The sequence below is a fragment of the Allobosea sp. genome (assembly GCF_048595345.1).
Classification (GTDB): Bacteria; Pseudomonadota; Alphaproteobacteria; order Rhizobiales; family Beijerinckiaceae; genus Allobosea.
Genome location: NZ_JBMDWH010000014.1, coordinates 1 through 22,072 on the forward strand (window position 1 = coordinate 1; position 22,072 = coordinate 22,072).

Annotated in this window: 22 protein-coding genes and 1 tRNA gene; 12 read left to right on the forward strand and 11 right to left on the reverse strand. The window is 68.7% G+C overall.

The features are described 5' to 3' along the window. The first annotated feature begins 166 nt into the window (after positions 1–166). Entirely contained in the window at positions 167–469 is a 303-nt protein-coding gene (locus ACOJTB_RS01680) for a type II toxin-antitoxin system VapC family toxin (protein ID WP_420100780.1), read from the forward strand. A gap of 13 nt (positions 470–482) precedes the next feature. Here the strand turns inward: ACOJTB_RS01680 and gor are convergent, their stop codons facing one another. Together gor and ACOJTB_RS01690 are read right to left on the reverse strand one after the other, a co-directional pair. After that, complete coding sequence (gene gor, locus ACOJTB_RS01685) at positions 483–1,850, reverse strand: glutathione-disulfide reductase (RefSeq protein ID WP_420100781.1); 1,368 nt, start codon at positions 1,848–1,850, stop codon at positions 483–485. Continuing rightward, positions 1,843–3,108 (reverse strand): O-antigen ligase family protein, encoded by a 1,266-nt coding sequence (locus ACOJTB_RS01690; RefSeq protein WP_420100782.1) that lies wholly within the window; start codon positions 3,106–3,108, stop codon positions 1,843–1,845. The genes gor and ACOJTB_RS01690 overlap by 8 nt, the downstream gene beginning before the upstream one ends. A gap of 245 nt (positions 3,109–3,353) precedes the next feature. Between ACOJTB_RS01690 and ACOJTB_RS01695 the strand changes: the two genes are divergently transcribed. The 3 genes from ACOJTB_RS01695 to ACOJTB_RS01705 all read left to right on the forward strand — a co-directional run bounded on the left by ACOJTB_RS01695 (position 3,354) and on the right by ACOJTB_RS01705 (position 6,417). Next, positions 3,354–4,319, forward strand: a complete 966-nt coding sequence (locus ACOJTB_RS01695; protein ID WP_420100783.1) for a Bug family tripartite tricarboxylate transporter substrate binding protein — start codon at positions 3,354–3,356, stop codon at positions 4,317–4,319. 102 nt (positions 4,320–4,421) lie between these two features. Beyond that, a complete protein-coding gene (locus tag ACOJTB_RS01700; RefSeq protein WP_420100784.1) occupies positions 4,422–4,901 on the forward strand; it encodes a tripartite tricarboxylate transporter TctB family protein in 480 nt (159 codons plus the stop codon). 16 nt (positions 4,902–4,917) lie between these two features. Further along, on the forward strand, positions 4,918–6,417 hold the full coding sequence (locus ACOJTB_RS01705) for a tripartite tricarboxylate transporter permease (RefSeq protein ID WP_420100785.1): 1,500 nt from the start codon (positions 4,918–4,920) through the stop codon (positions 6,415–6,417). On the opposite strand, the gene ACOJTB_RS01710 is transcribed toward ACOJTB_RS01705, so the two are convergent. The 4 genes from ACOJTB_RS01710 to ACOJTB_RS01725 all read right to left on the reverse strand — a co-directional run bounded on the left by ACOJTB_RS01710 (position 6,398) and on the right by ACOJTB_RS01725 (position 9,347). Then, on the reverse strand, positions 6,398–7,441 hold the full coding sequence (locus ACOJTB_RS01710; RefSeq protein ID WP_420100786.1) for an SDR family oxidoreductase: 1,044 nt from the start codon (positions 7,439–7,441) through the stop codon (positions 6,398–6,400). The two genes, ACOJTB_RS01705 and ACOJTB_RS01710, sit on opposite strands and share 20 nt — an antisense overlap. 102 nt (positions 7,442–7,543) lie before the next feature. Next, on the reverse strand, positions 7,544–8,041 hold the full coding sequence (locus ACOJTB_RS01715) for a DUF2059 domain-containing protein (RefSeq protein WP_420100787.1): 498 nt from the start codon (positions 8,039–8,041) through the stop codon (positions 7,544–7,546). Positions 8,042–8,151: 110 nt separating this feature from the next. Further along, a complete protein-coding gene (rpiA, locus tag ACOJTB_RS01720) occupies positions 8,152–8,853 on the reverse strand; it encodes a ribose-5-phosphate isomerase RpiA (RefSeq protein WP_420100788.1) in 702 nt (233 codons plus the stop codon). A 107-nt stretch (positions 8,854–8,960) separates the two neighbouring features. Beyond that, complete coding sequence (locus tag ACOJTB_RS01725; protein WP_420100789.1) at positions 8,961–9,347, reverse strand: hypothetical protein; 387 nt, start codon at positions 9,345–9,347, stop codon at positions 8,961–8,963. Positions 9,348–9,503: 156 nt separating this feature from the next. Between ACOJTB_RS01725 and ACOJTB_RS01730 the strand changes: the two genes are divergently transcribed. Beyond that, positions 9,504–10,193: an HAD family hydrolase gene (locus tag ACOJTB_RS01730; protein WP_420100790.1), complete on the forward strand. Its 690-nt coding sequence runs from the start codon at positions 9,504–9,506 to the stop codon at positions 10,191–10,193. 55 nt (positions 10,194–10,248) lie between these two features. Then, positions 10,249–10,323 (forward strand) — tRNA-Val (locus tag ACOJTB_RS01735). 102 nt (positions 10,324–10,425) lie between these two features. On the opposite strand, the gene ACOJTB_RS01740 is transcribed toward ACOJTB_RS01735, so the two are convergent. Together ACOJTB_RS01740 and ACOJTB_RS01745 are read right to left on the reverse strand one after the other, a co-directional pair. Further along, positions 10,426–10,743, reverse strand: coding sequence for a hypothetical protein (locus tag ACOJTB_RS01740; protein WP_420100791.1), 318 nt, complete (start codon positions 10,741–10,743; stop codon positions 10,426–10,428). A gap of 331 nt (positions 10,744–11,074) precedes the next feature. Beyond that, complete coding sequence (locus ACOJTB_RS01745) at positions 11,075–12,133, reverse strand: hypothetical protein (RefSeq protein ID WP_420100792.1); 1,059 nt, start codon at positions 12,131–12,133, stop codon at positions 11,075–11,077. 153 nt (positions 12,134–12,286) lie between these two features. Between ACOJTB_RS01745 and ACOJTB_RS01750 the strand changes: the two genes are divergently transcribed. Together ACOJTB_RS01750 and ACOJTB_RS01755 are read left to right on the forward strand one after the other, a co-directional pair. After that, positions 12,287–13,258 (forward strand): lytic transglycosylase domain-containing protein, encoded by a 972-nt coding sequence (locus ACOJTB_RS01750; protein ID WP_420100793.1) that lies wholly within the window; start codon positions 12,287–12,289, stop codon positions 13,256–13,258. A gap of 172 nt (positions 13,259–13,430) precedes the next feature. Further along, positions 13,431–14,009 (forward strand): L,D-transpeptidase, encoded by a 579-nt coding sequence (locus ACOJTB_RS01755; protein ID WP_420100794.1) that lies wholly within the window; start codon positions 13,431–13,433, stop codon positions 14,007–14,009. Between the two features lie 585 nt (positions 14,010–14,594). Here the strand turns inward: ACOJTB_RS01755 and ACOJTB_RS01760 are convergent. Then, positions 14,595–15,458 carry a hypothetical protein gene (locus ACOJTB_RS01760; RefSeq protein ID WP_420100795.1) on the reverse strand — a complete coding sequence of 288 codons (864 nt, stop codon included), beginning with the start codon at positions 15,456–15,458 and terminating at the stop codon, positions 14,595–14,597. A gap of 196 nt (positions 15,459–15,654) precedes the next feature. Then, positions 15,655–16,014: a gamma-butyrobetaine hydroxylase family protein gene (locus ACOJTB_RS01765; protein WP_420100796.1), complete on the reverse strand. Its 360-nt coding sequence runs from the start codon at positions 16,012–16,014 to the stop codon at positions 15,655–15,657. Positions 16,015–16,153: 139 nt separating this feature from the next. On the opposite strand from ACOJTB_RS01765, the gene moaA reads away from it, so the two are divergent. The 4 genes from moaA to ACOJTB_RS01785 all read left to right on the forward strand — a co-directional run bounded on the left by moaA (position 16,154) and on the right by ACOJTB_RS01785 (position 20,212). Further along, complete coding sequence (gene moaA / locus ACOJTB_RS01770) at positions 16,154–17,182, forward strand: GTP 3',8-cyclase MoaA (RefSeq protein ID WP_420100797.1); 1,029 nt, start codon at positions 16,154–16,156, stop codon at positions 17,180–17,182. 234 nt (positions 17,183–17,416) lie between these two features. Then, on the forward strand, positions 17,417–17,986 hold the full coding sequence (locus ACOJTB_RS01775) for a hypothetical protein (RefSeq protein WP_420100798.1): 570 nt from the start codon (positions 17,417–17,419) through the stop codon (positions 17,984–17,986). After that, positions 17,976–19,436: a hypothetical protein gene (locus ACOJTB_RS01780; protein ID WP_420100799.1), complete on the forward strand. Its 1,461-nt coding sequence runs from the start codon at positions 17,976–17,978 to the stop codon at positions 19,434–19,436. Before ACOJTB_RS01775 ends, ACOJTB_RS01780 begins: the two co-directional genes overlap by 11 nt. Positions 19,437–19,447: 11 nt before the next feature. Then, entirely contained in the window at positions 19,448–20,212 is a 765-nt protein-coding gene (locus tag ACOJTB_RS01785; protein ID WP_420100800.1) for a hypothetical protein, read from the forward strand. 15 nt (positions 20,213–20,227) lie between these two features. Here the strand turns inward: ACOJTB_RS01785 and ACOJTB_RS01790 are convergent, their stop codons facing one another. Further along, complete coding sequence (locus tag ACOJTB_RS01790) at positions 20,228–22,003, reverse strand: methyl-accepting chemotaxis protein (protein ID WP_420100801.1); 1,776 nt, start codon at positions 22,001–22,003, stop codon at positions 20,228–20,230. Positions 22,004–22,072: the final 69 nt, after the last annotated feature.

Consider the following 22,072-nt stretch of genomic DNA (forward strand, 5'->3'; position numbering starts at 1 on the left):
CGCCGGGGCTCGACGCTGGGCGGTTTGTCCTGGCAGGCCTTGCGCGACGAGGGGCGGCGGTGACGCTCGTCATCGATGCCTCGATCGCGCTGGCATGGTGCTTCGAGGACGAGGCTCCCCAGCAACAGACGCCATCGCAGATGAGGTTCGGACCAGCGGGGCACTGGTGCCCAGCCTGTTTCATCTCGAGGCAGGCAATATCCTGCTGCAAGCCGAGCAGCGAAATCGCCTGACCCCGGCCGGGGTGGCAGCCCGCTTGCACCTGCTGGGGCAGCTCTTCATCATCACCGATCCAGAAACCTCCCACCGAGCCTGGTGTGACATCCTGACACTGGCGCGCGCGCATCGGCTCACCAACTACGATGCCGCCTATCTCGAATTGGCTCTGCGCACGGGCAGCGGCCTCGCCACGCGCGACGCCGAACTCGCCCGAGCGGCCAAAACGCTCGGCATCGCTGTTCAGCCTTAGAAGCGGTCCCGCCTCAGCCCCGCGGCGTGCGCATCGTCACCAGTTCCTCGGCCGCGCTGGGATGCAGCGCGACGGTGCGGTCGAAATCGGCCTTGGTCGCGCCCATCGTCACGGCGATGGCGACGGCCTGGATGATCTCCCCGGCGTCATGGCCGAGGATGTGGACGCCCAGCACCTTGTCGGTCGCCGCATCGACGATCAGCTTCATGTAAATGCGCTCCTGCCGGCCGGAGATCGTCGCCTTCATGGGGCGGAAAGCGGATTCGAACACCCGCAGCTCATGACCCGCAGCCAACGCCTGCGCCTCGCTGAGCCCGACCGAGCCGATCTCCGGCGTCGTGAACACGGCCGAAGCGACCAGATCGTGACGGACCGTCCAGGGCCTCCCACCGAAGACGCTGTCGGCGAAGGCCTGCCCCTCGCGGATCGCGACGGGCGTCAGGTTCACGCGGTTGGTGACGTCGCCGACCGCATGGATCGACGGCACCGAACTGGCGGAGGCCTCATCGACGATGATCTCGCCGACCGGGCCCAGCTTCACGCCGGCCGCCTCCAGGCCCAGCCCCCGGGTATGGGGGCGCCGGCCCGTCGCGACGAGCACCACCTCGGCCTCGATCGGGTCGCCATGGGCACAATGGGCGCGGCGCGCGCCGCCCGGCAGCTCCTCGATGCGCTCGACGGTGCAGCCGAGGCGAAGGGTGATGCCGGCTTCCGTCAGCGCGTCGCGCAGGCGGGTGCGCACATCCTCGTCGAAGCCGCGCAGGACGTTGTCGCCGCGATGCAGCAGCGTCACCGCCACGCCGAGCCTCGCGAAGAGGCTGGCGAATTCCAGCGCGATATAGCCGCCGCCCACGACCAGCATGCGCCGGGGCAGCTCAGGCAGATGGAAGACGTCGTTGGAGGAGATGCCGAGCTCGCCGCCGGGGATCGGCGGATCGAAGGTCGGCCAGCCGCCGGTGGCGACGAGAATGTGCCGGGCGCGGACGAGTTCCCCGCTCGTCTGAAGTCGCATCTCGTGCGGGCCCTCGACGACCGCCCTCTCCTCGCGGATCTGGACCTTGGCGCCTTCGAGTCCCTTCCGGTAAAGGCCGGACAGGCGCGTCACCTCGTTGGCCACGGCATCGCGCAAGGTCGGCCAGTCGAAGCGCGGCTCCCCAGGCAGGGTCCAGCCGAAGCCGGCCGCATCCTCGAAATCCTCGGCGAAGCGGCTGGCATAGACGAACAGCTTCTTGGGCACGCAGCCGCGGATCACGCAGGTGCCGCCGATGCGGTCCTCCTCGGCGATCATCACCCGGGCACCGTGGCCGGAGGCGATCCGCGCCGCGCGCGTGCCGCCGGAGCCGGCGCCGATGACGAAAAGGTCGACGTCGAAATCAGCCATGTCGATCTCCTTGCCGCTCCTGCCGAGCGGAAAACCAGAGCGCCGCGCCGCCGAGCACGGCGAGCCACCAGCCCTGCCAGGCGCCATGACCCACAACGGAAATGGCGAAGGCGGCTGCGAAGAGGGCCAGGCGCGGCGCCGCCTCGCGCGGCGGAAGACGGCCGAGGCGCGCCAGCAGCAGCAGGCCGGCGATGCCGATCAGGAGCGCGCCGACCGCGCCGGTCTCGACCCAGGTCTGAAGCGGCATGTCGTGCGGATGGCCGACCGCCAGCAGGGCGCGCCGCTCGGGCGACACCAACGCCGCGACGGGATTCTGGTCCAGCGTCGGCGAGGTCCCGAAGCCGGCGCCGATAAGCGGCCTGGCCCGCGCGGCCTCGCCGAAGCTCTGCCAGATGTCGATGCGCGCCTGCCCGGTCATTGGCGGCAGGCGCTTGAGGAGCGTCGCGGGCATGTAGTCCTGCGCGAGCATGCCGAGAATCGGCGCGAGCGTGAGCGTCGCGACGAAGCCGATGCCGACAACCCAGCGCGCAACCCGCGGCCAGAACGACGCGGCGAGCCAGCACGAAGCGCCCACCGCCAGCCCCAGCCGCGCCGAGGCACTCTCCGAACGCAGAGCCAGCGCGATCACAGCCAGGACGACCATAACGGCCAGCACCCGGTCGGAAGCGCGGCGCCCGGCGGCGTTCCACAGGCCATGCACCAGCGGAATCGCGAGGACCAGCGCGGTGATCGCCGGCCTGTTGAAGACGAAGGCCATGAGTTTGCCGAGGCCGAGCGCGGCGCGCTGCGACAGGCCGGATGCCAGTTCGATGACGCAGAGCAGGCAGGCGAGGATCGTCGCAATGGCGAGGGCCCTGAGCCAGGGCAAGGGCGGGTGGAAGCGCCCGCTCGCGGCGATGGCGGCCGCGCAGGCGATCGGGAGGCTAAATTCGCCGAGGTCCCGCAGAGAGGCGACTGGCCGGTGGCTCCAGACGACGGAGATCAGGGACCATAAAAGGAAGGCGCCGATGGCGATGCCGATCGGCGTCGCCATCATGCGGCGCAGCCGGCCGGACAGCTCGGCGGGCCGACCATCGATCAAGGCGGCTGCGACGAAGCAGCCGGCGGCGAGGGCCAGGAGCAGCGGAGCAGAGCGGTTTGCGAGCCACGTCGCCAGCGGCGTTGCAGCCAGAAGCCCGTAGCCGAGGGCGATCCAGGGCGCGGAACGCGGTTGCGCGGAGGGGGCCGGCGTCCCGACCGATGACGAAGATGCGTCCATGGGGCTGCGATTACGCGATCGCACGGCGCTTCGCCAGTGGAGCGGCGCGCATCGCGAGCCCGCCCGTTCGAAAGCGCGCGCAATTCGACCAAAGGCTTACGACCTGTGTCGCGGCAGCGAAGGTGCGCGATTAGTGCTTCAGTTTATGTAATCTCATGCAATTGACGCCCGCTTCGACGTGGTGCCTCTGACGCGATAAGAACGTTTTAAAGTGGCGGCACAGCCGTCCAATCCGGGAGGATCGCATGCTGACATCCATGTTGAAGCGCGGTGCCATGGCAGCCGTGGCGCTGGCGGCTCTGTCCACCGCCGCTTTTGCGCAGGTCAACGAACTCAAGATCATGGCGCCTGCAGCGCCCGGCGGCGGCTGGGACGGCACGGCCCGCTCCATGCAGCAGGCCCTGACCTCAGCCGGAATCGTGAAGAGCGTCCAGGTCAACAACGTGACCGGCGCGGGCGGCACCATCGGCCTCGCGCAGCTGATCGGCGCCAAGGGCCAGGCCGACCAGCTGATGGTCAACGGGTTCGTCATGGTCGGCGCGATCCTGCTCAACAAATCTCCGGTCAACCTCACCCAGGTGACGCCGATCGCCCGCCTCACCGCCGAGGCCGAGGTGATCGTGGTGCCGACCGAGTCGCCGCTGAAGACCGCCAAGGATCTCGCCGACCGGCTGAAGGCTGACCCGGCCAAGGTGACCTGGGCCGGCGGCTCGGCCGGCGGCACCGACCACATCCTGGCCGCGCTGTTCGCGCAGACGGTCGGCGCCGATCCCAAGAAGATCAACTACATCCCGTTCTCGGGCGGCGGCGAGGCCCTCGCGGCGATGCTCGGCGGGCGTGTCACGGTCGGCGTTTCGGGCTATGGCGAGTTCGAAGGCCAGATCAAGGCCGGCAAGCTGCGCGTGCTCGCGGTGACCTCGCCCAAGCGCCTCGAGAACGCGCCCGACGCGCCGACGCTCAAGGAGCAGGGCATCGATCTGGAGCTGCTGAACTGGCGTTCGGTCGTCGCCCCTCCGGGCCTGAGCCCCGAGCAGACCAAGGCGCTGATCGACACCGTCGAGAAGATGGCCAAGTCCAAGGAATGGCAGGAAATCCTGAAGGCCCGCGGCTGGGACGATTCGCTGCTGACCGGCGCCGCCTTCGACACCTTCCTCAAGGGTGAGATCGAGCGCGTCTCCAAGGTGATGACCGAAGTCGGGCTGGTGAAGTAAGCCAGCCCAAACCGACAGGACGGGGCCGGGCGACCGGCCCCTTTCGCATCTGCAGGCCCCGTCGCGCGTCACGCCGACAGGGCCCCTCTCCCGAGGAACGCCATGCCGAACCCATCCCCCGCGCGAGGCGCCGACAAGCCGGCCCTGATCGTCGGCCTGCTGCTGCTGGTGGTCGCCTTCCTGGTCGGTTACGACGCCTCGCAGCAGACCATCGTTTCGACCTACGGCATCGGCCCCACCGCCATGCCTTATGTGGTCGCGACGGGGCTGGTGATCCTCGGCCTCGCCCATTTCGTCACGGCCTTCCGTGGCGGGCTGCCGGCGCCGGAAGCGGCCGATAGCGGCGCGCTGCTCTGGATCGCCGGCGGCCTGGTGTTCCTGATCGCCTGCATCGGGCTGGGCGGTGGGTTCATCCTCGCCATCGCCATGCTGTTTGCCTGCACGGCGCGCGGCATGGGCCGGCGCGCCTTCGCGGTCGATTTTGGCATCGGCTTCGTGATGGGCCTCGTCATCTTCCTCGTCTTCGCCAAGCTCCTGACGCTGATCCTGCCCGCGGGTCCGCTCGAGCGCCTGTTCCTCTGAGAGGCGGGGCCGCATCATGGATACGCTTCTTTCCCTTCTTCACGGCTTCAACGTCGCGCTCGAGCCCTCGAAGCTGCTGTTCTGCCTGATCGGCGTGTTCCTCGGCACGGCTGTCGGCGTTCTGCCCGGAATCGGCCCGGCGCTGACCGTGGCGCTGCTCCTGCCGGTGACCTTCAAGCTCGATCCGGGCGGCTCGCTGATCATGTTCGCGGGCATCTATTACGGCGGCATGTATGGCGGCTCGACCACCGCGATCCTGCTCAATGCCCCGGGCGAGAGCGCATCGCTCGCGACCGCGCTCGAGGGCTCGAAGATGGCCAAGGCCGGGCGCGGCGGGCCGGCACTGGCCACCGCCGCCATCGGCTCGTTCTTCGCCGGCCTCATCGCCACGATCGGCCTCGCCTTCCTCGCGCCATGGCTCGTCGAAATCGCGGTGAAGTTCGGCCCGTGGGATTATTTCGCGCTGATGATCGTCGCCTTCGTGACGGTCTCCGCCACCTTCGGCGACTCGCCGCTGCGGGGCCTGACGAGCCTGTTCCTGGGCATCGCGCTCGGCCTCATCGGAATCGACAAGCTGACCGGGCAGGCGCGGCTTACTTTCGGCGTGCCGGAACTGCTAAACGGCGTGGAGGTGACGACGCTCGCGGTCGGCCTGTTCGCGGTGGGCGAAGCGTTTTACGTCGCGTCGAAGCGCTTCCGCGATCCGGAGGAGATCATTCCGATCAAGGGCTCGCTTTGGATGACGAAGGAGGACTGGAAGCGCTCCTGGGCGCCCTGGCTGCGGGGCACCGCCTTCGGTTTCCCGATCGGCGCGCTGCCGGCCGGCGGCGCCGAGGTGCCGACCTTCCTCAGCTATTCGACCGAAAAGAAGCTCTGCAAATATCCTGACGAGTTCGGCAAGGGCGCGATCGAGGGGGTGGCCGGCCCGGAGGCCGCGAACAACGCCTCGGCCGCCGGCACGCTGGTGCCGCTGCTGACGCTCGGCCTGCCGACCTCGGCGACGGCCGCGATCATGCTCGCCGGCTTCCAGCAATACGGGCTGAACCCTGGCCCGCTGCTCTTCGCCGAGAAGCCGGATCTGGTCTGGGGCCTCATCGCCTCGCTGTTCATCGCCAACGTCATGCTGGTGATCCTCAACCTGCCGCTGGTCGGGCTGTGGGTGCGGCTGCTCGCGATTCCGCAGCCCTGGCTCTATGCCGGCATCCTCGTCTTCGCGACGATGGGCACGCTCGCGGTCAACGGCTCGCCGGTCGAGCTCACCATGCTCTTCGCCTTCGGCTTCATCGGCTATCTGATGCGGCGTTACGACTACCCCGTCGCGCCGATGGTGGTGGGGCTGATCCTGGGGCCGATGGCGGAGGCGCAGCTCAGGCGGGCCCTGCAGATCAGCTTGGGCGACCCGATGATCCTGCTCGAGAACCCGATCTCGGCCACGCTGCTCGGCATCGCCTTCATCGCGCTGGTCGCGCCCTTCGCGATGAAGGGGCTGAACCGCTTCAAGGCCTCGGAGGACTGACGAGACCGAGCCGGAACAGGCTCTCGCCCGTCGCCACCAGCGCTTCCGCGGCCGGGCGCGGCTGCCACCCCAGCATGGCAAGCGCCTTGGCGCTGGTCGCCGTCTTGCGGCGGCCGAGCTCAGGCGTCGCGGCCTGACGGGCGGCCGCGCTGAAGCGGCCTGCGAGGCGGATGAACCAGTCCGGCAGGACCCGCGTCGAAACCCGCTCCGCGCGCTCGCCGAGCCCGTCCTTCAGCGCCTGCGCGATCTGCTGCATCGTCAGGAAGTCTCCCGCCGTTGCGAGGAAGCGCTCGCCCTCGGCAGCCGGGTCGGTCATGGCGCGCAGATGCAGGTCGGCGACGTCCCGCACATCGACCACGCCGAACATCAGCCGCGGCAGCGCCTTCAGCTTGCCGTTCAGCATCGCCTGCACCAGCAGGATCGAGGCGGAGAGATCCGGCCCCAGCAGCGGGCCGAAGATGCCTACCGGGTTGACGACGGCGAGTTCCAACCCTTGCCCCTCGCCATCGACGAAATCCCAGGCCGCGCGTTCGGCCAGCGTCTTGGATTTCGGATAGGCGGCGAGGCCCGATGCTGCGGTGTCGGTCCAGTCGCGCTCGTCATAGGGCCGCGCGACCGCCCGCCCGTAACCGATGGCGGCGAAGGAGGAGGTGAGGACGACGCGCCGGACGCCCGAGCGATGCGCCGCCCTCAGCACGCGCAAGGCGCCTTCGCGGGCGGGCCTGATCAGCCGGTCCTCGTCCTTCGGCGCTGCGGCCGGCAGGGGCGAAGCGACGTGCAGGACATGCGTGCAGCCGGCAGCGGCGGCGTCCCAGCCCGCATCGTCCATCAGATCGCAGATCGCGATCTCCAGCCGGTCCCCGGCGTCGATGCCGGCTCCCGCCAGCGCCTGACGCAGCGCGGCTTCTCCCGCGGGCTTCCGCAATGTCGTGCGAACGCGGTAGCCGGCCTGCAACAGCGACAGGATGCAGTGCCCTGCGAGAAAGCCCGAGCCGCCCGTCACCAGCACCCTGTCTTGCGCCATCGCATCCTCCGCCATCCATTGGCGCGACGCCACACGCCTGCGCCGCAACGAAAAAGGCCGGCGATCGCTCGCCGGCCGGTCAGATCCGTGTGTTCGCCCCCGTCAGAGCTGGTGGCCGCGCTTGCGCATTTCCTGCGAGAAGCGGTCGAACAGATAGTTGCTGGTCTGCACGCTCCAGGGCTGCATCAGGTCGAAGACCTCGTTCATCGCGTCCGAGCGCAGCTTGAGATAGCGCTGGCCGACCGGAGACTTGAAGAAGGTTGCGGCCTCCTTGAGGTCCGCCTCGGTCAGCTTCTTGGCGAAGATCTCAGCCGCGTTGCGGATCATCTCGTCGGAGCGCTTCTGCGCCTCGGGACGCAGTTCCTCGATCACCGCCTTGGCGTCCTTGGCCGCCTCGGGACGCGTGGTCAGCAGCTGCTGGGTGTTCTCCTCGAACTGCCGGTAAATTCCCTCGATGCTGGAGGTGACGCCGGTGATGTCCATGATCTCGCGGGCGGCCTGCAGATGGGTCGGCGCGATGGCCGGCGCCTGCGCGAAGGCCGGAGCGGCGCAGAGCAGCGACAGGCCGAGGACGGCGCTGGCGAGGGAGCGGCGGATCATGCGTCAGACATCCTTACATCGATCACGGAACGGGCGGCCGGCATAACAGGCCCAGGCAGGGCCGCCGCTTGGTCGGCGCGTTCCTTAGCCCGGATCGCGCCGGAAGGGAATCATTCGATCGCGCCGAGAAGCTTGAGCCCGCCCGGCCCGGCGAGGATGGCGCCGCTCGCAAGGCCGATGAACAGGCCGTGCTCGACGACCCCCGGCACCGCATTCAGCGCCTGCGCCAGCAATTCGGGCCGCGCGATCGCGCCCAGATGGGCATCGAGCAGGAGATGGCCGCCGTCGGTGACGACCGGGGCTCCAGCGGCATCGCGCCTCAGGATCAGTTCACCGGCCGCGCCGGCGGCGCCGACCGCCTCGGCCACGGCGCGGCGCGTCGCCTCGAGCCCGAAGGGCACGACCTCGATCGGCAAGGGAAAGCGCCCGAGCCGCTCGACCAGCTTGCCGTCATCGGCGATCACGATCATGCGGGCGGAGGCGGCGGCCACGATCTTCTCGCGCAGCAGCGCGGCTCCGCCGCCCTTGATCAGGCGCAGCTGCGGGTCGGTCTCGTCCGCGCCGTCGATGGTGAGGTCGAGCTCCGGCGTGTCGTCCAGCGTCGACATCGGGATGTTCAGCGAGAGCGCCTGCGCCTGCGTCGCCTCGGAGGTCGCGACGCAGATCACGTCGAGCCCGGCGACGACGCGGGCGCCCAGCAGATCCACGAAGTGCTTGGCCGTCGAGCCCGTGCCGAGGCCGAGTTTCATTCCGGGTCGCACCAGTTCTAGCGCGCGCGCGGCGGCCTGCTTCTTCAACTCGTCTGCGGTCATGGCTCGCCCCGCGCTGTTGGCCTGGGCCGGCAGGCCCCAGGCTCGATCGGCCCGCGCTCTCCTGCCGTGCCCGCCCGCGCGAGTCCAGCCCAGCCTTCCCGCTGCGGCTACTTGGCCTGCGGGGTACACACCGTCTTGTCGTCGAAGACGTAGCAGATGCTCATCTCACCGGTGCGCAGATTGACGCGGAAAATCCCGCCCTCGCGCTCATGGCGCGACGGCATCAGCGAATATTCCCCGGCCGGCTGCGGGCCTGCGCCCTCCCCCGAGGGGAAGCAGATGGTGACGCCGACACCGCCTTCCTTGAGCTGGAACTGACAGGCACCGACCTCGCCGGATGCGCGATCGATGCGGTAGACACGGTTGAGATCGGTCTGCGGCGCGGGCGCGAAATCGAAAGCGCCGGCCACGGCAGGGCCGGCAACCGCGAGGGTGAACCAGGCCCCTGCGATCCAGCCGGGGCTGCGAAGCGACGAAAAGGACGGATGCGGCATCGTTCTGGTTCCCGGTCGCGCGGCGACGAATCGAGGCAAGGATAGCATCATCGGCGGCAAGGGAGGCGCGCGCCGCGTACGGCGCTTGCCAAGGCGCCCGCCCGCCCTTCACAGTCGCGCGACCAGCGCGAATCACGCGCGAAGGAGCCCGCGCGCATGAGCCTGCCCCCGATCGTCGTCTTCGATCTCGACGGCACGCTGGCGGAAACCGCTCCCGACATCATGCGCGTGCTGAACGTCATTCTCGCCCGCGAAAATCTTTCCGCGCTGCCGCTGGAGCGGGCGCGCGAACTGGTCGGCGCCGGGGCGCGGGCCCTGATCGAGCGCGGCTTCAAGGTTTCGGGCCGGGCGCTGGATACCGCGACGCTCGACCGGCTCTTCGAGGATTTCCTGGACATCTATGCTGAGGATGCCGCCTCGGGCAGCTATCTGTTCGACGGCGTTCTCTCGGCCATGGACCGCCTCGCGCAGGAAGGGCACATCTTCGCCGTCTGCACGAACAAGCCGATCCGTCACACCCGCCTGATCCTGGAGTATTTCGGGATCACCGGCCGTTTCGCGGCCGTGGCGGGAAGGGACAGCTTCCCGGTGTTCAAGCCCGACCCGCGCCATCTGACGCTGACGATCGAGCAGGCCAAGGGCGATCCGCGCCGGGCGGTGATGATCGGCGATTCGAAAACCGATATCCTGACCGCGCGCGCAGCCGGCATTCCCTCGATCTGCGTGCCCTTCGGCTATACCGACGTGCCGATCGAAAGCCTGCAGCCCGATTGCGTCATCCAGCATTTCGACGAGCTGCCTGCAGCCGTCGCCCGCGTGCTGGCGCCGGACGCGATCGCCTGTTGAGGCCTCGCATGCGTCCTTGACGCAGCCGGGCGCGGCGACTAGGAGAGGCGCGTCCGGGCGATTAGCTCAGCGGTAGAGCACTCCCTTCACACGGGAGGGGTCACAGGTTCGATCCCTGTATCGCCCACCATCTTCCCCGGTTTGCCACGACTATACGGTTTGCAGCGGCAAGCTGGCTTTCGGACGCCGCTGCCGGGCGGACCGCTCCGCCCGGCTTTGATGGTCGGAAGCGTCAGGGCCGCGGAGCCGGCGCGCTGCGCGGGCCGAAGACCCGGTCGGCCATCTGCATCGCGATATCGGCACAGGCCTTCATCGGCTCGTCATCGGCGCATTTAACGTCGACGCGCTGCTCGTCGATCCGCAGCTTGAAATGCGCGCCTTTCGGCGGCGGCGGCGGAGCCATGTCGTGGCGCGGGCCCGGACCGGGAGGGGGCGGCGGAGGCATCTCGGCGCCGGGAGCGCGAGGCGGAGCGGGCGGGGCCGGCTGGGCCATGGCGACGCCGCCAAGCAGAATCACGGCCGAAACGCCGAAGACGAAGCTGGTTCTCATCGGGAAATCCTCTACCGGGCATGTGCCCGGGCGGGAAACGTGCCGCGACGGCGAACGTTCCTCCTGCGACGCGAGATGACGGAAGCGATCGTCGCGCCGCCGCAGGAGAGTCACCGGCCCGGAAACAAAAAGAACCGGGCTCGCCCAAGCCCGGTCCAAGTTTGCCACAACCGGGTCGGGGGAACCGCCCGTTGCAAGGCTGATCCTGCCAGAACCGCCGCAAGGAGCATTGATCTCAGTCAAGCCGACGGCGAAAAACCGTTGGGTGCAGCACGAGGAGAACCGGTTAGCCGCCCCTTCATCATCGGAGGGCGGCAGCGGTCTGGCTCGTTCAGGGCAGCGACAACAGGGCCGCGCCGTCCCCCAGCGGAGCGCCGCCCGTCGCAACGCGCGCCAGCTCCCGCTCGACACGCTGCGCTATCGGCAGGCGGAAATGCAGCGGGTCCCAGTAATGCGAGTCATCGCTCGTGACGGGCGAAGCATGCGCGTAATCGACCAGAATGCCGCCGCGCTGGCGCGCGATGGCGGCGATCGCCTGCTTGCAGGCTTCATAGCGCTGGCCGGCGACGCTCCCCGGCGCTGGATAGGCGGTGACATGCGAGGGCGGCAGCACCAGCAGGATCCGGGTCGCGGGAGGGTATTGCCCGAGCGCCTGTGCCAGCCAGCCCAAGGCGGGAAAGCGCCAGGCCCGCCGCTCGGCGTCGGAGACCGCCTCGGCCGGGCTCGCAGCGTGCGGCTGCGGCTGCCCCGCGCTGCCGGGATAGAGATGAAGCCGGGCGCGGGCGAGATCGTAGGTGTTTTCCGGCGGGGTGAAGACCTCGTAGCCGTCTCCGCGAATGCGCTCGCGGGCATAGCCGAGGCGATAGGCGAGCAAGCGCCCGGCGATTTCGAGATTGGTCAGGTTCAGCAGCGCCGGCCAGTCCCGCCAGCGCACCTCGCGCGAGAACCAGCCCGGCACCGGCCGGGGCGTGCGCCATTTCGCCGGGTCCGTGGCGTCCGGCTCGCACCAGGTCTGGTCGAGCCCCCAGACCAGCCAGCGCGGAGCAGGGGCATGCGCGCGGAAGAGCTGCGCCGTCTGGGTCTGCTCCCAGGGTGTGGCGGCGTTCATCGCCAGATTGACGAAGCGGGCGCCCAGATCCCGCGACAACGCCCGCGGATCGACCAGCCGCATCGTCGAGGTGCCCAGCACCGCCGCATCGAAGACGCCGGAGCGGACGAGCTGCGGGTACATGAAGCGCTGGTTGATATCCATGATCGGCCGCGGCTGCGACCCGACCCCGACGCGCAGGCCGAACGGGTCGAGCGCCGCAATGAAGGCGAAGAGGATGCCGGCGAACAAGGCGGCAGCGAGCACGAACCAACGGCTCCAGACGATCCAGCTCTTGGCCATGCGGCCTTCGGCTCCTTGCGCGGTGGTTTGAGGGCGCCCCCGGCGCGCCTCTTCGCATGGAAGCGGCCCCGCCGCCAGATGCGCGCCGGCGTGAATAGTCCCTCCCTCGTGCCAGCGCTGGCCGCACCGATGCGGGCATGGCAAGAGACGGGCATGGGATTGCCCTCGCCTTGCCCGAGTGTCGCGCGACTTGCGCGCGCCGGCGCCGCGCTGCTGCTGGCTTTTGCGCTGATCGCGCCCGTCGCGGGCTCACCGCAAGAGCCGGCCGCGGCAACGCCGCCTGCCATGCCGCCCGCCGATGCGGCCACCCCATCCTCCGGCATTCAGGACGCGCTCTGCCGGATGATCGACGAGGCGGCGCGGGCTCATGAGGTGCCATCTGCCTTTCTCACGCGGCTGATCTTCCAGGAATCGAGCTTTCGGCCGGGCGTGACCAGCCCCGCCGGCGCGCAGGGCGTGGCGCAGTTCATGCCGGGCACGGCGCGAGAGCGCGGCCTCACCGATCCGTTCGACCCCGAGCAGGCCGTGCCGAAGGCGGCGCAGTTCCTCGCCGAGCTGAAAGGGCGCTTCGGCAATTGGGGCCTCGCCGCCGCGGCCTATAATGGCGGGCCGAACCGCGTCGCAGGCTGGCTCGCCGCTCGCAAGGCGGGACAGAGTCGGTTCCTGCCCACCGAGACCGAGAATTACGTCTTCGTCATCACCGGCTTCAGCGCCGATGATTGGGCGCAGGAGGCGCAGCCCCTCGCCGTGGAGACAGGCGCGACCGCGACTGCTGCTCCGGCCTTGAGCGATGCGCAGGCGTCCTGTGCGACGACGCTGGCCGCGATCCGGCGCAACCGCCCTGCCCTGCCCGCGATCGCAGAGGCGCCATTCGCGCCCTGGGGCGTGCAACTCGCCGGCAATTTTTCGAAAGCGCGGGCGCTCGCCACCTTCAGGCGTACGGCGGTCCGGCATGCCGGCGTCATCGGCGCGCTTCAGCCCATGGTGATCGGCACGCGGCTGCGCAGCCGCGGCACTCGCGCCTTCTATCGCGTGCGGCTGCCCGCCGCGAACCGGGCCGAGGCGGCTGCGCTGTGCCGGCGCATCCAGGCCGATCGGGGCGCCTGCGTGGTGCTGCGGAGCTGAGCCGCCTTGTTGCATGGCGGCAACGAACGGCGGCAAAGCCGAGCCGCTCCCGGCGTTGTGATGGCGCCGCGATTGCGAGGAACGTTTCGGTCTGACAGGACGTTGAGGAGACGTTGACCATTCCGTGTCAGCTTCGTGTCCAGCGCCTTTCCCGACCCTCTGAGGTTCATCGATGACCCGCTCCATCCGTCTGGCCATGCTCGCCGGCCTTGGCCTTCTTGCGCTCGGCTCCGCCGCCCGCGCCGAGATCGATCCGCTGACCCGCCAGCCTCTGGTCCAGATCATCGATCCGTCGAAGCCGCAGGCCACGACCATCCCGCGCGAGATCGTCGATTACCCGACCAAGCACCGCCCCGGCACCATCGTGGTCGATACCAATGAGCGGCGCCTCTACTACGTGCTGGCCGACGGCAAGGCCGTTCGTTACGGCGTCGGCGTCGGCCGTCCGGGATTCGACTGGGCCGGCTCGCATGCCATCACCCGCAAGGCCGAGTGGCCGAGCTGGACCCCGCCTTCGCAGATGCTGAAGCGTCGCCCCGACCTGCCGCGCCACATGGCTGGTGGCCCGGACAATCCGATGGGTGCCCGCGCGCTCTATCTCGGCTCGACCCTCTATCGCATCCATGGCTCGAACGAGCCCGAGACGATCGGCCAGGCCGTTTCCTCCGGCTGCATCCGCATGCTCAACGAGGACGTCATCGACCTGTACGACCGCGCCAAGGTCGGCACCCGGGTCGTGGTCGCGCGCTGAGCGCTCCCACGTTCACTCTGCTCGAAAGGCCGGCGGTTTCGCCGGCCTTTTTCTTTGGTTGGTGGATCACTCCGGCAGGCCCGTCATAGCCATGCGCTTGCTACCGCCCTTCCCCAAATTTGCGGAGCCCTGCTGTCTTCTTTGGCGCAGCGACAGACCCGAGACGCAGAACTGGTTCGGTTCGCTCGTCGGGTCCTTGCGCCAAGCCTTTGAGTGTCCTGAGGCCGCATCGAGCCAGAGCGTCTTCCGGATCAGCCGTGAAGCGGCGCCGGCCCTAGGACAATGGGAGCGTGCCGGCAAGCTTCGATCGATGCGGAGCAAGCCCCGGAGCACGGAGTGATCCCGCGAAAAGCTCAGCATGCCCAAAGCGCCCGCTGAACGCCGCCCGAGACCGCCAAAGACCTGAAATGATCGGGAGAAGCCTGGCGATGACAGAGCCCGTCATCCCTGATGCAAAGCTCGCGCTTTCGGCTGCCATCGAGGTCTAACCATAGCTTGGGTCGCCCACCGAAAACGCCAGCGCCACAACAAAAGGCCGGCGGTGAACCGCCGGCCTCGTTGTCCTGTCGATTGCTCCGGAGAGGATCAGACCAGCGGATTGCGGGTCATTTCCTCGTCGCGGTGCTGGCCGCCCATGCCGGCGGCCCACCAGGCGGCGGCACCGCTGACCAGCAGTCCGGCGGCCGTGAGGAAGGCTGCGAGGATTGCGATCTTGCGGGCCTTCTCGGCGGCCTGCTTGGCGGTTTCCTTGGCCTGGTTCAGCTTGGCATAGGCATCGTCGATGCGCTTCTGGGCGTCCTGCTCGCTGATGTTCGCACGGGCCGCGAGGCGCGAGGCGAGATAGTCGCGGTCGCCCTGCTCCAGCCGGCCATTGGCCAGCGCGTTGACGAAGATGCGCGAAGCCTGATCGCGTTCCTCGGCCGTGACGGGAGCCTGGCCGGAGGCGCGGGTGACGTTGTCCAGCGCCAGGCCCATCTGATCGGCCTGCGAGGACACGAGCGAGACGACGCCCGAGCCGGCGGAAGCGATGCCGTTGGCGGCCGTGCGCGCCGCACCGAACAGCGACGAGGTGGTCAGGAACACCACCAGCAGGGTTCCGGTGGCCCAGACGACGAGGCCATGGGCGCCGTCGCGAACCTTGCGCTCATCGGCGGTGGAATCGAGCACCGGCTGGGTCATGCGGCCGGCGATATAGCCGCCCGCCATCGAGGCCGATACCGTGACCCAGAGGGTCCACAGCGCGAGCGCGATCGCCAGAGCGGTGCCGCTGCTGCTGCGGCTGAAATCGGCCGAAACCAGCGACAGCCCGAGGGCCGAGCCGAACACGGTAAGAATGGTGGAGATCGCGGTCGCGATGATCGCGCCTGCGAAGATGGCGCCCCACTGCACATAGCCCGTGGTGGGCTTGTTGACGGTCACAGGGGCGACGACGACGTCGGTTCCGGTCATGGACATCGCCGTCTCCTAGCGCAGGCCGAGGAAGGAAAGGATCGCGAGAACGACCACGACGAGACCGACGAGATAAATGATGCTGTCCATAAAGCCCTCCTGGGGTCAGCCACCCGGCAGACCCCAAACAGGCAGGCAGGCCAATGGTTCCGCGCCCACCGGCCTGCCCGGCGCCCCCGGGCGGCGAACTGTGCGGTCAGCGACGCTCGCGGGACAGGCCCTTTTCGGCCAGAGCGGCCTCATAGGCGGCCATCTTCTCGATGCCATGCTCTCCGAGCTCGCGCAGATAGTCCCAGGCGTAGAGGCCGGTATCGTGCATGTCGTCGAAGGTCAGCTTCACGGCGTAATGGCCCACGGGCTCGACCTTGAGGATCTCGACGGCGGCCTTTCCCGCGACGATCGTCTTCTGGCTGGGGTGATGGCCCTGAACCTCGGCCGAGGGGCTTTCGACCCGCAGCAGCTCGGCGGGCAGCGCGAAGCGGGCGCCATCGTCGAAGGTGACGTGAAGGCTGCGGCGATCCTTGGCGAGGCGCAACTCGGTCGGCCAGGATGACATGATCGTGCTCTTTTCTCTCCGGACGCACGGCGGCCATGCGCTTGACCTTGCCGGCATCGATGCCAATTGTCTGGCTAACACATCCCTAGCACGTGGCGCAGCATGGCAGCGCCCCGGCGCATCGGAGTCGAGACAGGCCGTGCTGCTCCAGGATTTGAAGCCGCTGACGCGGGCCCCCCTGATCGACCCCTTCGGCCGGAAGATCTCCTACTTGCGGATCTCGGTGACGGATCGCTGCGATTTCCGCTGCGTCTACTGCATGTCCGAACATATGCAGTTCCTGCCGCGCCAGGAGTTGCTGACACTCGAGGAGCTCGACCGCATCGCCAGCGCCTTCGTGGCGCGCGGCACGCGCAAGCTGCGTTTGACCGGGGGCGAGCCGCTGGTGCGGCGCGATATCATGCAGCTGTTCCGCACGCTGTCCCGGCACCTCGAGACCGGCGCGCTTGAGGAGCTGACACTCACCACCAACGGCTCGCTTCTCTCCAAATATGCGCAGGAGCTGGCCGATTACGGGGTGAAGCGCATCAATGTCTCGCTGGATACGCTCGATCCCGACAAATTCCGCGAGATCACACGGCGCGGCGACCTCAAGGTGGTTCTCGACGGCATCGCAGCCGCGCGCCGGGTCGGCATGCGGGTCAAGATCAATGCGGTGGCGTTGAAGGGCGTCAACGACGACGAAATCGAGCAGCTGATGCTGTGGTCGCATGGGCTCGGCATGGATCTGACGCTGATCGAGGTGATGCCGATGGGCGAAATCGAGGCCGGCCGGGTCGACCAGTATCTGCCGCTCTCCGTCGTCCGCAGCCGTCTGATGGATCGCTACACGCTGATCGACGACCCTTACCGCACCGGCGGGCCGGCCCGGTATGTCAGGGTGAAGGAAACCGGCGGTCTCGTCGGCTTCATTACCCCGCTCACGCATAATTTCTGCGAGAGCTGCAACCGCGTGCGGCTGACCTGCACCGGCACGCTCTATATGTGTCTCGGCCAGGAGGACGCGGCCGATCTGCGCGCCGCCGTGCGCGGCTCCATGGACGATACGGCGCTTTTCCAGGCCATGGACGAGGCGATCGCGCGCAAGCCCAAGGGCCATGATTTCATCATCGACCGGCGCCAGTCGAAACCGGCCGTCGGCCGGCATATGAGCGTAACCGGCGGATAAGACAAGCCGCATCGACGCAGAGCCCGGGCCGTGGCCTTTTTCGCATCGGACCGAAAAGTGGATTCCATTTTTCGGAAAATCCGATGCTCCAGCACGATCCTGGAGCCTCGTGACCGCGTGCGTTCGGAGGCGCGATGGTCCAGGGGCAAGCCGGGCTTGACCGGTCTTGGGAAAGCGTTAACCCTCGCTCTCATGGCCGGCCGGTTGCGGATCCTCTTCGACAAGCTTCGGCGCATGCTGTCGGCCTTCGGCCGCGCGACGCTCGGCCTCATCCTGCAAACCCATGCCGCGCGGCTCGCGATCATGGTCTGGCGCATGCGCCGGCCCGCCCCGCTGCCGGCGCTGCTCGTCGCGGCCGTGTTCCTCCTGTGCCTGCGGTTGGGCTGGGCTGCGGGCCGCACGGTCTGGACAGCTTTGCTCCCGGCCTCCCCCACCGGCATCGCGGCCGGGCTTGCGGCCGGGCTCGCGGGCCTTGCCGTGCTGGAGCTGACGGCTGCCCTGGCGGTGACGTTCGCGACCGCGGGGCTTCAGCTCGCCTATGATATCGGCCGGCACCGGGTTCTCGCCGTGCTGGCGCTCGCCAGTGTGGCGGCGCTGCTGGTCACGAGCTGGCGGTTCGCCGGGGCGCAACCGGCCGGGCTCTTCGACCTTGCTCTGCCGTTTCTGGCCACGGCCGGCCTCGTGGCCATGACGATCTGGTTCGAGCGGGCTTATCTGAAGCCCGCCTATCCGGGCTTTCGCGACTTCTGGGCCGACATCGTCGCGGCTCGCCACTTCCTGAACCGGGCCGCCCATGCCGAATGAGACAGAGCGCCCGGCGGGGCCCACGCAGTCGCTCAGCGCCCATCATCTGGCCGAGGCGGTCAAGGCGGGGCATCATGGCGCGGCCGATGCGGTGGAGAACCAGCCGGCTGCCCATGCCACCATGCTCTCGCAGACCGAGCAGACGCTGATCGCGCGGGCCCGCGAGCATTATGCCGCGATCCGGCAGGAGGCGGCGTCCGCGCTGAACGCCCTCCAGGCCGAGGTGATCGGGCGGCGGGAGCTGTTCACCCAGCAGCGCTTCGAAGGGCGCGTGCGCGGCGTCGAAGCCAGCATGCGGGCCGCGCTCAACAAGCATGGCAGCGAGCTCGAGCAGCGCATCTACGACGCGCTGCGGGCCAAGCGCGAATACGCCTTCTTCAATTACGAGAACAAGCGCCGCTCCGACCCGAAGCTCGACAAATGGCAGTTCATCCTGTTCTTCCTCGTCGTGCCGCTGGTGATCGAAAGCCTGCTCAACGGCAACTTCTTCGCCGAGGCGAGCGATTTCGGCTTGGTCGGCGGCGCGGCGACGGCGGTGATCATCTCGGCGCTGAACATCGCGCTCGGTTTCTTCATGGGGGTGGGGCCGGCACGCTACTGCCAGCATGTCCGCAGTTCGCATCTGTTCTGGGCGCTGCCGGCCTACGCCGGGATGATCGCCCTGATCGTGCTGTTCAACCTCGCCGTCGGGCACTACCGCGAGATGCTGATCGCCAATCCCGACGCCCGTTCGGTGCAGGTGATGCCGCGCCTGCTCGAGAGTCCCTTCGCGATTTACGATCTGAAATCGGTCGCGCTCGTCATCATCGGCTGCATCGTGGCCTTCGTGGCGGCGACCAAGGGCTACAGCGCCTTCGGCAGCTATCCCGGCCACGCCGCCGCCTTCCGGCGCTGGCGCCAGCGCTGGGACGCGGTCGAGGAAGAGCGGCGCCGGCTGGATGTCGAGCTCCTGCCCGAACTGGAGGCGCTGCGCAGCCAGCTCGACGGGTTCCGGGAGGATTGCCGGCTCGAACTCTCCAAGCTCCAGGGGCTCAAGGCCAAGGCGCAGAAGGCGCGCGATCTCTACGACACACGGCTCGGCCAGCTGCGCGCCGCCAAGGATGCCGCGATCATGCAGTATCGCGAGGCCAATCTGCGCGTCAGGACCGATCTGCCGCCGGCCTATTTCGCGCAGAGCCTCAACCTGGCCGAGATCGACCAGCCGGCGGAGCTGCCCGATTACGTCGCCGCCCGCCGCCAGATCGACGATTTCGAGCAGCAGCTCGGCGCGATGCCGGCTCTGGTCGAGGCCACCCTGCGGGACCGGCTGGTGCTCCTGCGCGGCATCGACCTTGCCGGCGAGGTCGAGCAGGTGAAGGCCCGCGCGGCTCAGGCCGGGCGCGACGCCTTCGAGCGTGACGAGGCGGCGCAGAAGCAGGCCGCCGAAGAATTCGCCGCAATCGCCCGGTAAGGCTCCTCGCGATGAAGACCGAAAACTGGGCGATCGTCGCCTCCGCCCTCGCCGGCGTCGCCCTGGTGGGCTTCTTCGCCGCCCCCTCGCTGCTGCGCGGGCCGCCGCGCGACCAGGAGACGCTCTGCCCCAAGACGGGCCCGATCGGGCAGACGCTCATTCTCGTCGACAAGACCGATCCGTGGAGCGAGGTGCAGGCCGGCCGGCTGAAGACGCTGGTCAAGCAGATCGGCGAGACATTGCCCGCCGACCGCCTGCTGTCGATCTATGTCTTCAACGACGTGTTCGAGCCCGGCTTCCCGGCTCTCGTCTCGCTGTGCAATCCAGGCCGGACGGCGAGCGAGCTGATCGGCAATCCGCGCCGCGAATACGTCAAATGGGTCGAGAAGTTCGGGCGCCCGCTCGACGAGGCGCTGAAGGTGCTGTTGCAGCCGGCCAAGGGCAACCAGTCCCCGATCATCGAGGCGATCGGCGATGTGGTGTCGCGGCGCGAGAATCGCGTCGCCGAGGGCGAACGCAAGCTCGTGCTGGTCTCGGACATGCTGCAGAATTCCGGGCAGTTCACCGTGTTCGGCACCGGACCGGGCGTGCGTGACCCGGACAAGCTGCGTCAGGTGCTCGGGAAGACTTGGCAGAGCTCAGGAGCCGGCAGCTGGTCGCTGAGCGTCCACCAGGTGCAAGGCGTCTACGAGCCGACGCGGCTCGAACAGGCGGCGACGCTGTGGCGTCAGGCCTTCGACAAGCTCGCCATCAAGGTGGAATGGGACCGGCTCTGAGCGCGCCGGCGCCCGTCACAGGCGATAGGCCATCCGCACGCCGCCCCAATGCCGGCCGCGCAGACGGACCGGGGCGTCGACCTCGCTGAGCACCTCCTCGCCGCGTCCGAGGTCCGTACGCAAGCGCTGGATCAGGAACGGGCGCAGCGAACGCCCGGCGCTGATCGCCTCCCGGCTGTCATAGAGCCGGCGGTTCTGGACATGGACCATGCTCCATTCCGGATCGTCGGAACGCAGCGGCAGCGAATAATCCGCATGGTGCACGGGAACATAGCCGTTGCGATCTCCCGCCACGGCGAAGGCCAGGCGCGGATCGCTGGCCCGCATCCGATCCAGCACCGGCGGCAGCACCGCTTCGAGCGCAACGAGGCTCGGCGTGGCGAACAGGCGCGGTTCGCCATCGTTGATCGGCCGGTAGCTCGTCTCGAACAGCTCCGTCTCGGTGAGCAGGTGCCGGCCGAGAGCGGCTTCCATCGCATCCGCCACCTCGCGTGCAAAATCCTGCGCCCGCTCGATCATCGGGCGATATTGCCGCTCGATATCCTCGATGGCGCGCGCCAGAGCTTCGCTGCCGGCGGCAGCCTCGGGCGAGAAGGCGACATGCAGCCCCGATTCGCTCTTTGCAGCCAGCCGGCACGGCAAGGGCGGCAGTCCCTCGATGGTGAGGACCCCGTCATTTCCCGTCCAGCGCATCGCCTCCGGCATGGCAGAGACCAGGGCTCCGCCACGGCTGATATCCACGATCTCGCTTTGGATCTCGCCGCCGGAGAAGCTGAGGCGGGCATGGCGGGTCAGCGGGAAGCGGTCGAAACGGCGCCGGTCGGCGAAGGGATTGTGGCGCAGCGCCGGCTTGAAGCGCCGCAGCATGCTGCCGGCGATGCGCACGCCCTTGGCCGTGGCGCGGCGCACCTGCGCGCTGCCGGCGACCGTGGCCTGCGCGACATGGTCGATCTCGCTTGCGCGCTGCGCCACGCGCTCCACGAAATTCGCGGCCTCGCGGGCATTGCGGGTCAGCTCCGCGGTGGTGGAAGCCTGCTTCTCGGACGCTCCCCCGATGACGCCCATCATCGGATTGACCTCGCGCACCATCTCCAGCGCGTCGTGGACGATCTCCGTGGAGCCGGCTGCGGCCTGGGTCAGGCGGTCGACCCGGCTGCGGATGTTATCGGCCGCCTTGCCGACCTCGACCGACAGCGACTTGACCTCATGGGCGACCACGCCGAAGCCGCGGCCGGCCTCGCCGGCGCGCGCCGCCTCGATGGCCGCGTTGAGGGCCAACAGATTGGTCTGGCGGGCGATCTCGGCGATGGAGTCGACCATCCCCCGGATCTCGCGGGTGGCGTCGCCCAGCCCGTCGAGCATGAAGGCGGCCTCCCCGGCGCGCGCGACGGCGGAATCGAGCTTGGCACGGACATCGACGAGCGCGCCGTCGACCTCTTCCGCCGCCTGCGACACCTGCTGGCTCACCGCCGCGAGCGACGAAGCGTTGCGGCTCGCCGCTCCGATGGCGGTCCGCATGCTGGCGGCATCGTCGAGGATACTGCGGCACCCGGTCTCGAAATCGGACGACGCGCTGCCGGCTTCGGCCAGTTCGTCGAGCAGCTTGCGCATGGCGGCGAGAATCTCGCCTTCGATCACGTCGATGGCCTGGAGCCTCGCCGCGTCGGCAGCCTGGATCTCGGCCCCGGCCGCCGCTTCGGCAGCCTCCCGCGCACGCATGGCGATGGCCGGATCGACCACCGTCTCGACACTGTTACGACCGCCCAGAATGCGGCGGAGCACGCCCTGCATGAAGCCTCGAACTCCCCAGCGTCACCCGTCAGCTTATGGCCCGGCGGGGTTAACAAAAGCTTCCCCACG